This is a genomic window from Candidatus Accumulibacter cognatus, from assembly GCF_000584975.1.
Classification (GTDB): domain Bacteria; phylum Pseudomonadota; class Gammaproteobacteria; order Burkholderiales; family Rhodocyclaceae; genus Accumulibacter; species Accumulibacter cognatus.
Map to the genome: position 1 here is coordinate 14,462 of NZ_JDST02000040.1, position 12,992 is coordinate 27,453.

The 12,992-nt window shown below is 57.9% G+C and carries 10 protein-coding genes; 1 reads left to right on the plus strand and 9 read right to left on the minus strand.

Annotated features, from left to right (window positions below; genetic code table 11):
* Nucleotides 1–9 precede the first annotated feature (9 nt).
* The 9 genes from AW06_RS08115 to AW06_RS08155 all read right to left on the minus strand — a co-directional run bounded on the left by AW06_RS08115 (nt 10) and on the right by AW06_RS08155 (nt 10,730).
* Complete coding sequence (locus AW06_RS08115; protein ID WP_273704513.1) at nt 10–1,143, minus strand: hypothetical protein; 1,134 nt, start codon at nt 1,141–1,143, stop codon at nt 10–12.
* A 52-nt stretch (nt 1,144–1,195) separates the two neighbouring features.
* A complete protein-coding gene (locus AW06_RS08120) occupies nt 1,196–1,666 on the minus strand; it encodes a hypothetical protein (RefSeq protein ID WP_046534913.1) in 471 nt (156 codons plus the stop codon).
* A 103-nt stretch (nt 1,667–1,769) separates the two neighbouring features.
* Entirely contained in the window at nt 1,770–2,840 is a 1,071-nt protein-coding gene (locus tag AW06_RS08125; RefSeq protein ID WP_034948454.1) for a sulfate ABC transporter ATP-binding protein, read from the minus strand.
* 84 nt (nt 2,841–2,924) lie between these two features.
* Complete coding sequence (cysW, locus tag AW06_RS08130; RefSeq protein ID WP_034948574.1) at nt 2,925–3,794, minus strand: sulfate ABC transporter permease subunit CysW; 870 nt, start codon at nt 3,792–3,794, stop codon at nt 2,925–2,927.
* Nucleotides 3,791–4,672, minus strand: a complete 882-nt coding sequence (gene cysT / locus AW06_RS08135; protein ID WP_246148408.1) for a sulfate ABC transporter permease subunit CysT — start codon at nt 4,670–4,672, stop codon at nt 3,791–3,793. The genes cysW and cysT overlap by 4 nt, the downstream gene beginning before the upstream one ends.
* A 10-nt stretch (nt 4,673–4,682) precedes the next feature.
* Nucleotides 4,683–5,687 carry a sulfate ABC transporter substrate-binding protein gene (locus AW06_RS08140; protein WP_034948460.1) on the minus strand — a complete coding sequence of 335 codons (1,005 nt, stop codon included), beginning with the start codon at nt 5,685–5,687 and terminating at the stop codon, nt 4,683–4,685.
* Between the two features lie 153 nt (nt 5,688–5,840).
* Nucleotides 5,841–7,067: a D-alanyl-D-alanine endopeptidase gene (gene pbpG / locus AW06_RS08145; protein ID WP_034948463.1), complete on the minus strand. Its 1,227-nt coding sequence runs from the start codon at nt 7,065–7,067 to the stop codon at nt 5,841–5,843.
* 120 nt (nt 7,068–7,187) lie between these two features.
* The gene (locus tag AW06_RS08150; protein WP_171047238.1) at nt 7,188–8,315 is read right to left on the minus strand and encodes a patatin-like phospholipase family protein; all 1,128 of its coding nucleotides are present in this window, start codon (nt 8,313–8,315) and stop codon (nt 7,188–7,190) included.
* Nucleotides 8,316–8,429: 114 nt separating this feature from the next.
* Nucleotides 8,430–10,730 carry an NADP-dependent malic enzyme gene (locus tag AW06_RS08155; protein WP_034948468.1) on the minus strand — a complete coding sequence of 767 codons (2,301 nt, stop codon included), beginning with the start codon at nt 10,728–10,730 and terminating at the stop codon, nt 8,430–8,432.
* 347 nt (nt 10,731–11,077) lie between these two features.
* Between AW06_RS08155 and AW06_RS08160 the strand changes: the two genes are divergently transcribed.
* Nucleotides 11,078–12,916 (plus strand): phosphoenolpyruvate carboxykinase (GTP), encoded by a 1,839-nt coding sequence (locus AW06_RS08160; protein ID WP_034948471.1) that lies wholly within the window; start codon nt 11,078–11,080, stop codon nt 12,914–12,916.
* The last annotated feature ends 76 nt before the right edge of the window (nt 12,917–12,992 follow it).

Below are 12,992 nucleotides of genomic sequence, written 5' to 3' on the forward strand. Positions count from 1 at the left end.
CACCGGTGACTAAAAGCGGAAGGAGGCTTGCAGCATGAAGTTGTCCCAGTAGCGACGCAAAGCCTGCGTGTCCGGATTGTCCTGTACCGCCAGGAAACCCGTACCGTCAACTCGGTGCACTTCAGCGCGCAACATGAACTGTGGGGTGACGTCAAAACGAAGCCCTGCCGTCCAGTCCTTGGCAAAGCGTGTAAAACCCGGTATCCCGGTGGCTGCGGCAAATCTCTTGCCATCACGATCATGGTTGTCGGCGTAATAGGCGTCGTAACGCAGCAAAGCCTCCCACCGGGGGGCCAGGCGGTAGCTCCCCTGCAGATAATAGCTTCGACCATCGGCAGTGCCATTGTAGAAAAAGCGGCCAAAGTCCGAGACAGAAGTTCGTCGGAAAGCGTATTCGCTGGTCAGGCTCCAGTTCTCGGCGTTGAACTGTGCGGACAGAATCAGTGGCGTCAGCTTGAATCGCCCGGCCTGCAGGCGGTCGCCAAAGCCCGGTTTGTAGCGCAGGTCGAGGCGAGTAGCGGTCAAGCCCAGACGATACATCCCGCCAGATCCCTCGTAGAAGACCTGCAAATCCGGCGCCAGACTGGAATCCAGATTGCCGGGTCGATGCAAGCCGACCAGAGCCACCTTGGCAGCATCCGTATCGGTCTGGGGCTGACCGTAAGCAAAACTGGCGAACATGCTCCCGGCATCACCATAGCGCTCTGCGTAGATCTCTGCTCCGTCGGCCGACACCGTCAGATTGCGTGTCCTCTCGAAATAGATCGATTGGGGCAGAATGATGCTGGGGCGGGTGAACGGCACATCGCGGGTCTTGTTGTACAAACCGTAGGCAGTTTTGATCCGTCCCAGACGAATCCCCGCGCGTCCCTCTTCTCTCGATAGTGGCGTCCAGTCGATCAAGCCGTAGTCGACCCGCACTCTACCATCATCGGTGCCACCAGCCCGATGTGAGAGCAGCTCGGCTGCCAGCTGCACATCGGAAGTCAGGCGCCACGATGCATTCATACCCACTTCCGTGAAATTCCTGTCCACCCGGTCGTCGCTGTACCCAAAGAAATTATTATCCGTGGTGTTCACCAGTGTCAGGGAGGCAAAGCCGTGCAACCGGAAGTCCCCGCCCATCAGGTCCAGGGAACGCACAGGCGCAGCCCACAGCAAGCACAAGCCAATCAGCGCCATACAAGGCGCGGCCCTAGCGAACCTTGAGTACACGCACATTCGGATTAACCTCGCTCGCCTTGACGTAACCAATCGCACCCGGAGTGGATGCCACTCTGGAGAGCATTTCCTGCGTTGAAGCGACCTGTTCGGGGTATCGTCCCTGCCCGGAAAACACCTGCCGGTCCCAGGCCATTCGCAATTGCTGAGGAAAAACCTGCAGCACGGTCTTGCTGAAGGTGGCATGCTCGGGGGCGTCATCCCTGAGAACGAATACCTTGACCAGGGTATCGGTTGGCCAATTCTGCAAGCGCATGCCAAAGATGGCGCGCAGGGAAGCTCTCGGAATGGTCTCTTCGCTGGTCGCCGGATTGGCAATCGCGACCATCGCCGGCTCAGCTGTCTGGGCATGCGCCACGGCAGCAAGCAGCGCGTTTGCCAGCAGACAGAACAATAGCAATCGCCGCAGCAAAGCCACGAATTTAATGGGAAGAATTTTCTGCATCACGGCACATGCTACCAGACAAAGCTTCCGACGACCCAGCCAGCGTTGGTCAACGGGGCCTTTGCTCCTGCGCACAGCCGGCAAACCACCATGGTCAATTCAACTAGATTCCAGAACCACCCTCTTCCATAGTCTTTCCTGGCGCGGCAAAAACCCTGAGCTGACGAGGCTTAAACCATACCAGCTGTCCTTCGGCAAGCGCCAATATCGTAGCCCGCTCGCGAGTTAACTCAACCTCAATCAATTCCGAAGCATGCGCCAGCTCGACACGTACCCATGGCCCGATGGCATGCACTTCCTGTACCATCGCCTCTAGGCTACCGGTCACCGGGTGGTGTTCGATCTCGATATCATGCGGTCGGACAAACGCCGTGACACCACTTTCCGGCCCACCTTCAAGACGCTCCGCAGCGACCTCCGCCCAGGCACCATGGACACGACTATGAAAGACGTTGACATTGCCAAGGAACTGATAGACGAAAGGTGTTGCCGGATTTGAATACACATCGTCGGGAGAGCCGATCTGCTCGATCCTCCCCTGGTTCATTACTACCACGCGATCAGCAACCTCCAGCGCTTCTTCCTGATCGTGTGTCACGAAGACGCTGGAAATCTGCATTTCATCGTGCAAGCGCCGCAGCCAACGCCGCAGTTCCTTGCGCACCTGGGTATCCAACGCACCGAAGGGTTCATCAAGTAGCAGCACCCTCGGTTCAACGGCGAGCGCACGTGCTAGGGCTATACGCTGACGCTGACCTCCTGAAAGTTGCGAGGGATAGCGATCGGCCAACCAGTCGAGCTGCACGAGCTTGAGTAATGCCGTAACCCGGCTACGGATCTCGGCCTCTGCCGGACGCACTTTTCTCGTTTTGACGCGCAGACCGAAAGCGACGTTTTCGAACACCGACATGTGCCGGAACAAGGCGTAGTGCTGGAACACAAAGCCGACCTTGCGATCGCGTGCATGCACATGTGCCACTTCCTCGCCCGCGAACAGCACCTGCCCAACGTCGGCGCTTTCCATGCCGGCAATGATGCGCAGTAGTGTGGTCTTACCGCAACCTGATGGACCGAGCAAGGCAACCAGTTCGCCCGTCGGAATGTGCAGGTTGATGCCTTCCAGTGCCACAAAGTTACCGAAGCGTTTGCCAATCCCACGTATTTCGATGCTCATCAGAACAGTTCAGAAAAGGTTCTTGCAGGGATCCGCGTGCAAGCGACACGGAAAAGTCGGGAGCAAGTTGCGAGCACTCCTGTCTCAGGTCTCTTCTGTCGGCAAGTCCGCCAACAGCATACTGTTTTCGCGGCGCATTCGCCATTCGACGACGGTCTTGGCAAGTAATGTCACCAGCGCAAGCAAAGCCAGCACCGATGCTGACGCGAAAGCGCCCACCGCGTTGTATTCGTTGTACAGAATTTCCACATGTAATGGCAGGGTATTGGTCTCGCCGCGAATATGCCCGGAAACCACCGATACCGCACCGAACTCACCCATCGCCCGAGCGTTGGCAAGGATCACGCCGTAAAGCAGACCCCACTTGATATTTGGCAGTGTTACGCGGCGGAACATCTGCCAGGCACTGGCACCGAGCGAGAGGGCAGCCTCTTCTTCTTCCGTCCCTTGCGATTGCATCAGCGGAATCAACTCGCGAGCGATGAACGGCGAGGTAATGAACAGGGTGACAACGATGATCCCTGGCAGCGCAAACACCACCTTGATGTCATGTGCCGCCAGCCATGGCCCGAAAAGCCCCTGGGCACCGAAGATCAGCAGAAAGACCAGACCCACGACCACCGGCGATACGGCAAACGGCAGATCGATCAAGGTAATCAGCAAGCTCTTGCCCCTGAAATCGAACTTGGCGATCGCCCATGCTGCTGCGACACCAAAAACGACGTTGAACGGTAGTACGAAGAACGCGACAAGAAGTGTCAAGCCAATCGCAGAACGGGTTTCAAGATCGTTCAAGGCGCCGGCGTATGCTGTCCAACCTGCGGCAAAAGCCTCTACAAAAACTGCCAGCAAAGGCAAGACAAGAAAGAAGAAGAGGAATCCGAGCCCGACAACCAGCAGCAGAGCACGCAACCAGCGCGGTTCGGCGTTTACCCGCCGCAAGCGCCCGTTCACTGGTGCGCTCCCATGCTTGGCGAACATCCACTGTGCCGATTCATCGCCCACCACTGCAAGGCGTTTACGGTGAGCAGCAGCACAAAGGAAATGATCAGCATGACCATCGCCAAGACGGTCGCGCCAACGACATCATACTGTTCGAGTTTGGAGATGATCAGCAAGGGCGTGATTTCCGAGATCAGGGGCATGTTGCCAGCAATGAAAATGACCGATCCGTATTCTCCGACAGAACGTGAAAAGGCCAGTGTGAAACCAGTGAGTAGCGCGGGGAAGATCGCCGGAAAGAGGACACGGATGAAGGTCTGCCAGCGCGAAGCACCCAGTGATGCGGCAGCCTCCTCGACCTCCGACTCGATATCCTCGATCACCGGTTGTAGCGTGCGAACGACAAAAGGCAGACCGATAAAAGTCAGGGCAACGACGATGCCAAACGGCGTGAACGCCACCTTGACGCCTAGCGGCTCAAGGTATCGGCCAATCCAGCCATTGTCCGCATAAAGGGTGGCCAGGGTAATTCCGGCCACCGCCGTCGGCAATGCAAAGGGCAGATCGACCAAGGCATCAATGGCACGCTTGCCTGGGAACGAGTAGCGCACGAGAATCCAGGCGACGATCAGACCAAAGAAGGCATTGATCGTCGCGGCCAGCAAAGATGCACCGAAGGTCACGCGATACGAAGCCAGTGCTCGTTCGCCCGTGGCGATCACCCAGAGATCGGCCGGGCCCAGCTGACTGGCCCGGAACGCCAGGCCGGAAAGCGGCAGCAGGACCAGCAACGACAGGTAAGCCAGGGTACAAGCCAGCGACAGGCCGAAACCGGGCAGGATCTGTCGGCGGGTAGCCGGTCTCAAACAGGACGATGACCAGGCAGCCACGGCAAGGCACCTACTTCTGCTGATAGATCTGGTCGAAGGTCCCGCCATCCCGGAAGTGCGTCGGATAGGCCCTGGCCCAGCCGCCAAAAACCTCGTCGACGCTGAAAGTCTTGATCGGGGGAAACTGCGCAGCGTACTTTTTCAGGATCTCCTGGTTTCGCGGCCGCAAATAGTTCTGAGCGGCGTTTTCCTGGCCCACCGGCGACCACAGGAAATCGAGATAAGCCTGCGCCGCCTTGCGCGTACCTTTCTTGTCGACCACCTTGTCGATGATGGCAACAGGAAATTCGGTGAGGATCGACAACGAAGGGTACACCACTTCGAACTCGCCTTTACCGAACTCACGGGCAATCAGTTCGGCCTCACTCTCGAAGGAAATCAGCACATCACCGATCTTCCGCTGCATGAAAGTGGTGGTCGCATCGCGACCACCGGCGGCGAACAAGGGGACGTTCTTCAGCAGCCGGGCAACGAAATCCTGCGCTGCTCGGTCGTTGGCACCGGCCTGACTGAGTGCGTAGCCCCACGCGGCAAGATAGGTGTAACGGCCATTGCCGGTGTTCTTGGGATGCGGCAGGATCACCTGGACTCCCGGTTTGACGAGATCGTTCCAGTCCTTCAAGCCTTTCGGGTTACCCTTGCGAACGATGAACACCATCGTCGACGTGTAGGGCGACGCGTTGTTTGGAAATTTCTTCGCGTAATCCTTGGCCACCAGCCCCTTCTCGGCAAGAAAGTCGACATCGGACGCCTGATTCATGGTCACCACATCGGCTTCCAGACCGTCGGCGACGGCCCGCACCTGCTTGCTCGATCCCGCGTGTGACTGTTTCAACTCGATCGACTCACCGGAAAGCGTTTTCCAGTGTTTCTGGAACATCGGGTTGTAGTCCTTGTAAAAATCCCGGGCAACGTCGTACGAGACGTTAAGCAGGCTGCTGCCTTCTGCAAAAGCCCAGGTGACAGAAAAAGTTAACGTCAGGGCCAGGAACAACCGGCGAATCACTCGTAACATATCCGACTCCAGAAAAGTATTGCCACTATAGCCAAGGGTTTTAGAACCACAAAGCCTCAATGCTTATTTATTTATACCTACAAGAGCTATGACGCCTGGAAACCGGTAAAAAAAAGCCACGGCGTACCGTGGCTTGTCATTTGGAAAACCTGATCAAACGCGTGTCGGCAGCTTACCCGTTACTGATGCACTTTCCATCCAGCGCTTGATGCGATTGGCGTCGCCAATGCGGGTCTGCTTGCCGGCTGAGTCAAGCAGCACGATCACAACTGGCTTGTCCGCAACACGCGCCTGCATGACCAGACACTTGCCGGCTTCCTGAATGTAACCAGTTTTCGACAACCCGATCTCCCAGGTCGGACTACTGACCAACTGATTGGTGTTGTGAAAGTCGAGCTCGCGGCCCTTGACTTCGGTACGCACCCCAGGGGTTGTCGAGAACTCGCGAATCAAGGGATAGTGATGTGCCGCCGCAACCATTCGTGCCAAGTCATGTGCCGTGGAGACATTGTTGCTATTGAGACCAGTGGGATCCTCAAAATGCGAACTGCTCATCCCGAGCGAGGCCGCCTTACGATTCATCGCCGCGACGAAAGCCGGCAAGCCACCCGGGTAATGGCGTCCGAGAGCATTGGCTGCGCGGTTCTCTGAGGACATCAGCGCAAGGAGCAGGGCCGTTTCACGCGTAATCACCGCACCTACTCCGAGGCGTGAACGGCTACCTCGCAGATAGTCAACATCCTCATCGGTGATCGTAATCGGCGACTGAAGATTGGGCATGCTGTCAAGTACGACCATCGCCGTCATCAGTTTGGTGATCGATGCAACCGGCACAATGGCGTTGGCGTTCTTTTCGTACAGCGGCTCACCACCGTCCTGGGCAATCACCAGTGCGGATCCCGACTGGACGGCCAAACGGCCCGGATCCTGCCAGAGATCGACATGACCGGCAAGAACTCTGGTCAGATTCTTTTTCTGGAACGAATGCGTCAACCCACCGTTTGCCTCTGGCTGGACATACTTACCGATCCGAGCGACGTGTGCGGACTCAGCCACTCGAACCCCTGACTTGTCCTTACGAGCCAAAGGTACAGCCATCCCGTGTCGGGTTGGCGGTAAAGCCTTGTCCTTGCCGGCGATTGGCTGGACCCCGCCCCGGTTCCCCGAAGAACGTGAAGAATTCGCCCGGGCCACCGGCTCGACCTTGCCCTTCTGGGCGACTGCTTCCCCTTTGCCTTTCTGTACGACCGGCAAAGCCTTTCTCTTCTGTGACTCAGTCTTGCCTTGACCCTTCTCCAGCGCATGGGCCTCCCCCACCGTCAGCGTCGCCGTTCCCACCATGGCGCCCAGCAGCAATGCTGCTCTCAATGTCATCCGCATTGCAAACCTCCTGCATGATCCAATATTTTGACCATTCTACAGCAGACCGCTGTCTGAACACTATAGCTCATGAAAAAGAAAGAGATACATAGATGATATGATAAATCACATCAAGCGTGTTCAGCATTCAAGGAAAGCTTTGACTTCTCCACGACGCGCCATCGTGTCCTTGTAGCCGAGGTCGATCAATGCCTGGGTATAGGGTTGTTCGAAGAGGAGGTAACTGGTCAGAGCCCCGCCGCGTCGATTCATCGCCCCCAAGCCGCGCAACAACGTTCTCACCGTCAGGGGCAACGCACGGGTATGGCGTGCGGCAAGGTAATCAATACGTTCGGATGGAGTGATGGTCAAAGACTGCACGGACCGCAGCCCAATATCCCCGCTGGTCAGCAAATCTTCCGGGATTTTCGAGATAGCTTGGTTGATTCGCTCCATCCGTTCGACATCAACAGCCAGACTATCCAGAAAGATCGATGACAGCACATGCCCGGCAATCTGTGCCAGGGTCGGATAGCTCTGGGAACTCTGCCGCCCCGTCGTATCGTTTATTTGCGCGACGCCGATGATCAGGATTTTCTCTGCGCCGAGATGGATAGCAGGCGAAATTGGGGCCTGTTGGCGCATCGACCCATCGCCAAAATACTCGCGATTGAGGTACACCGCAGGAAAGATGAAAGGGAGCGCACTCGATGCCATCAGATGTTCAACCGACAGATGTGCGCGACAGCCAACGCGATTCGTACGCTGCCATCTCTCCACCTCTGGATGCCCCTGAAAGAAACTGACGCCATGCCCCGTCGTGTAGCCCGATGCAGTAATGCTGAGAGCGTAAAGTGCGCCACTGGAGATGCAGCGGTCTATGTTGCCGAAATTCAATCGCTGTTCGAGAAGCCTGCGCAGCGGCTGATTATCCAGCAACGAACGCGGACTGCGCTGAATTACCCAGCCCAACAACAATGCACTCAGCCAGCGGGCCCCGGCGATTCCCATCCCTAGAGGATCAGACCGATAGATTTGCCCTGCGTGCATGTTACGCCAGACATCCGCCAGCGCTTCCACGGCAGAGCTGAAGTTGTTGGCATGACACGCCAGAGTAGCTGCATTGACGGCACCGGCAGAGGTGCCGCAAAGTATCGGGAATGGATTGGTCGTCGGGTCGCCGAGCAATTCACGAATGGCCAGCAGAGCGCCCACCTGATACGCGGCCCGCGCGCCTCCGCCACCAAGAACAAGAGCAGTTTTTAACATCCTCAGCTTACCGATGTCCGCTTGCCGGCTCAGATGCCGTCGTAATCTTCACCGGCGCACTGGCAGCAATCCCGAATGTTATGGTCGCTGCTACGCGCAGAGGAGGATGGGAACTCAGCGCTCATTCATCAGCTTGTCGACCACCGTCAGCGCGGTCATGTTGACAATCCGTCGAACCGTCGCCGTCGAAGTCAGGATATGTACCGGATGTGCCGCCCCGAGCAGGATCGGTCCAATCGTCAGATTATCGCCTGACGCAATCTTCAGCAAATTGAATGAAATATTGGCTGCATCAAGGGTCGGCATGATCAGCAGGTTGGCTGTCCCCTTGAGACGCGCATCACTGGGGAATACCCGCTGCCGGATATGCTCGTCAAGTGCCGCATCACCGTGCATTTCGCCCTCAAGCTCCAGGCGCGGCGCGCGTTCCTTCAATAACTGCAGGGCCGTGCGCATCTTCAGTGCAGTGGGCGTGTTCGCTGAACCGAAGGACGAATGCGAGAGCAGTGCGACACGCGGGGTCACGCCAAAGCGGCGAACCTCGTCAGCAGCCAACAGAGTCATATCCACCAACTGCTCTGCCGACGGATCGTAACTGATGTAGGTATCGGCGATGAATAGCGTGCGATCCGGCAATACCAGGAGACTCATCGCGTAGAGGTTGCGAACTCCCGGCGCCAGGCCGATGACATTTTCCACATACTCGCGATGCACGTCATGGCGACCGAAAGTACCGCAGATGAGGCCGTCAGCATCGCCCATGCGCACCATCATCGCGCCGAACAGCGAAGCGCGACGCCGTACCTCACGCCTGGCAAACTCGACCGAAACGCCTTTGCGCTCCATCAAACGCCGGTATTCCCGCCAGTAAACATCGAAGTGCTCGTCGAAGAACTCGTTGTTGTCGGCGTATACGACATCGAAGTCTACCCCGGGAGACACACGCAGGTTCAATGCCTCGAGCTTACGAGTGATGTCTTTCAAGTCGCCAATCAGAATCGGCCTCGCGATCCCCTCGTCAACGATCACCTGCACGGCACGCAGCACTCGATCATCTTCTCCTTCCGCAAAAACGATGCGCCTGGGAGCTTGCTTGGCCTGCGAGAAGACCGGTTTCATGATCAGGCCGAAGTGATAAACGAATTCGTCCAGACTTTCCCGATAGGCTTCGAGATCCTTGATGGGTCTGCTTGCCACCCCGGATGCCATGGCCGCTTCGGCAACCGCCGGTGCAATCTTGCCGATCAGGCGCGGATCGAAAGGATTCGGAATCAGATACTCCGGTCCGAAGTTGGAGTGCTTTTCGCCATACGCCTTAACCGCAACCTCGGATTGCTCGACGCGTGCGAGTTCAGAGATCGCCCTGACTGCGGCCAACTTCATCGCTTCGGTAATGGTGGTCGCGCCGACATCGAGGGCACCGCGAAAAATGAAGGGAAAGCACAGAACGTTATTGACCTGGTTCGGGTAGTCCGAACGGCCGGTAGCAATGATCGCGTCGTCGCGGATCGCCTGCACGTCTTCAGGCCGGATTTCCGGATTTGGATTCGCCAATGCCATGATCAGTGGTGCAGGCGCCATCCTCGCCACCATCTCCTGCTTGAGAACTCCACCGGCCGACAACCCGAGAAAGACGTCGGCACCCTCGATCACGTCGGCCAATGTACGGGCATCGGTCCGCTTTGCGTAACGCCCCTTGATTTCGTCCATGTCTTCGACGCGGCCCTCATAGACCAGGCCCTTGATGTCGGTTACCCAGATGTTCTCGACCGGGATGCCCAGCATCACCAGCAAGTCCAGACAAGCGAGTGCGGCGGCGCCGGCCCCCGAGGTGACCAGCTTGACCTGATGCAGTTCCTTGCCCTGCAGGAACAAGCCATTGAGAATGGCCGCGCCAACAACGATCGCCGTGCCGTGCTGATCGTCGTGAAAGACCGGAATCTTCATCCTTTCGCGCAATTTCTTCTCGACATGGAAGCACTCCGGTGCCTTGATGTCTTCGAGGTTGATGCCACCAAAAGTCGGCTCCAGGGACGCGATGATTTCTACCAGGCGATCGGGATCGCGTTCCTCGATTTCCAGATCGAAAACGTCAATGTTGGCGAACTTTTTGAACAATACCGCCTTGCCTTCCATCACAGGTTTGGCTGCCAGCGGGCCGATTGCTCCAAGGCCAAGTACTGCGGTGCCATTGGTGATGACGCCGACCAGATTGGCACGTGAGGTCAGCGTGCTCGCTTCGCCCGGCAGGGCGGCAATCTCTTCGCAGGCGGCCGCTACCCCCGGAGAGTAGGCCATCGACAGGTCGTACTGGTTGGCCAGTTGCTTGGTCGGCTGTATCGATACCTTGCCCGGCTTGGGATGGCGATGGTAGTACAGGGCGGCAGTCCGTAACTGGTCTTTTTCTTTCTTCATCGTTCACTCTCCTGACGGGTATCAATGTACAGCAACATCGTATGGCTGACCGACAACCCACTCGCTTTCGTCAGATCGCGGATGCCTTCCCGGTGGACCAACATCTGTCGATGGAGCGTTGGTGCAGGTCGGACCTGTGGCATAATTACACAAACTACGACCTCCTTGTAGCACCCGTGCCTCGCATGCTGTTATCCGCCCTGCACCCGGCTTGTTTTTCACCCGCCGCGACCGACGCGCCGCACCCAAATGGGCCGGAAATCCATTCCGCCTTCCGGCCGTTTTTCCCTGCCCGCGCCGCTCCACGGTAACTTCTGCTTCTCTACCTTCCTTCGAGAGTGATCACCATGAACCAGACCGTTTCCATCAATGCCCCTGATTACGTCAAACATGAACGCCTGAAGCAATGGGTTGCGGAGATTGCAGCCCTCACCGAGCCGGCCAATGTCGTCTGGGCCGACGGTTCCGAGGAAGAATACGACCGGCTTTGCGCCGAACTGGTCGCCGCCGGCACTTTCACCAAGCTCAAGAAGCGCAAGAACTCCTTCCTCGCATTTTCCGATCCATCCGACGTGGCTCGCGTCGAGGATCGCACCTACATCTGTTCCGAGAAGAAGGAAAACGCCGGCCCGACCAATAACTGGGAAGATCCGGCCAAGATGCGTGAAATCCTCGGCGGCCTGTTCAAGGGCTGCATGAAGGGTCGCACGATGTATGTGATCCCGTTCTCGATGGGTCCGATCGGATCGCCGATCGCCCAGATCGGTATCGAGATCAGCGACAGCGCCTACGTGGTGGTCAACATGCGCATCATGACTCGCATGGGCAAGGCGGTGTTCCCTATGCTTGGAACCGATGGCGAGTTCGTTCCCTGCGTGCACTCGATCGGCGCCCCCAAGGAGCCCGGCCAGGCTGATCCGCGCTGGCCGTGCAACCCGACCACCAAGTACATCGTACACTATCCCGAAACCCGCGAAATCTGGTCCTACGGATCGGGTTACGGCGGCAACGCACTCCTCGGCAAGAAGTGCCTGGCTCTGCGCATCGCGTCGAACATGGCCCGTGACGACGGCTGGATGGCAGAGCACATGCTGATCCTCGGCGTGGAATCGCCCAGCGGCAACAAGCACTACGTCGCCGCCGCTTTTCCGTCAGCCTGCGGCAAGACCAACTTCGCCATGCTGGTCCCACCCAAGAGTCTCGGCGGCTGGAAGATCACCACCATCGGTGATGACATTGCCTGGATCAAGCCACGTGTCGGCAAGGATGGAAAAACCCGCCTGTACGCCATCAACCCAGAAGCCGGATTCTTCGGTGTGGCGCCAGGTACCAACGACAAGACCAACTTCAATGCCATGGCTTCGCTCGCCGAAAACACCATCTTCACCAACGTCGCGCTGACCGACGACGGCGACGTCTGGTGGGAAGGCATGGGCCCGGCACCGGCGCACGCCATCGATTGGCAGGGCAACGACTGGACGCCGGAGATTGCCAAGGAGAAGGGCACCAAGGCCGCACACCCGAACTCCCGTTTCACTGCCCCTGCGTCACAGTGCCCGTGTATCGACGAGAAATGGGAAAGCACCGAAGGGGTGCCCATTTCGGCTTTCCTGTTCGGTGGCCGGCGCGCCTCGACGGTGCCACTGGTCTGCCAGACGCTGGACTGGGAGCACGGCGTCTACGCCGCCGCCACGCTCGGTTCTGAAACGACTGCAGCCGCCTTCGGTCAGCAGGGCGTCGTTCGTCGCGATCCGTTTGCCATGCTGCCGTTCTGCGGCTACCACATGGCCGACTACTACAGCCACTGGCTGAAGATGGGCAGCGCAGCCGACACACCCGTGCCGATCTTCATGGTCAACTGGTTCCGGATGAACGAAAAGGGCCAGTTTGCCTGGCCAGGCTTCGGGGATAACGCACGCGTCCTCAAGTGGATCATCGAACGCTGCGAAGGCAAGGCTGCCGCCAGGGAAACCATCCTCGGCTCGATGCCTAATTACGAGGACATCGACTGGGCCGGCGTTGAATTCTCCAGGGAAGAATTCGCCGGGGTCACCAGCCTTGACAAAGAGGCCTGGTTGAGCGAACTCGAGGGTGTCAAGGACTGGTTCGCGAAGATGGGCGACAAGATGCCTGCCCAACTCGTAGACATCCGCGACAAGTTCGAGAAGGCATTCCAGGCAGTCTGAGCATCAGAGAACAACCAGAGGCCGCCTCCGGGCGGCTTTTTTTGGCCAGCTTCCTGCCTTGTGGTTAAACTGCTGG

Excerpts from the sequence above, each read along its gene's own strand:
- AW06_RS08155 (WP_034948468.1), bottom strand. The coding sequence starts at position 10,730 with ATGAAGAAAGAAAAAGACCAGTTACGGACTGCCGCCCTGTACTACCAT.
- AW06_RS08125 (WP_034948454.1), bottom strand. The coding sequence starts at position 2,840 with ATGAGCATCGAAATACGTGGGATTGGCAAACGCTTCGGTAACTTTGTG.
- AW06_RS08160 (WP_034948471.1), top strand. The coding sequence starts at position 11,078 with ATGAACCAGACCGTTTCCATCAATGCCCCTGATTACGTCAAACATGAA.
- AW06_RS08150 (WP_171047238.1), bottom strand. The coding sequence starts at position 8,315 with ATGTTAAAAACTGCTCTTGTTCTTGGTGGCGGAGGCGCGCGGGCCGCG.
- pbpG (WP_034948463.1), bottom strand. The coding sequence starts at position 7,067 with ATGCGGATGACATTGAGAGCAGCATTGCTGCTGGGCGCCATGGTGGGA.
- AW06_RS08140 (WP_034948460.1), bottom strand. The coding sequence starts at position 5,687 with ATGTTACGAGTGATTCGCCGGTTGTTCCTGGCCCTGACGTTAACTTTT.
- AW06_RS08120 (WP_046534913.1), bottom strand. The coding sequence starts at position 1,666 with ATGCAGAAAATTCTTCCCATTAAATTCGTGGCTTTGCTGCGGCGATTG.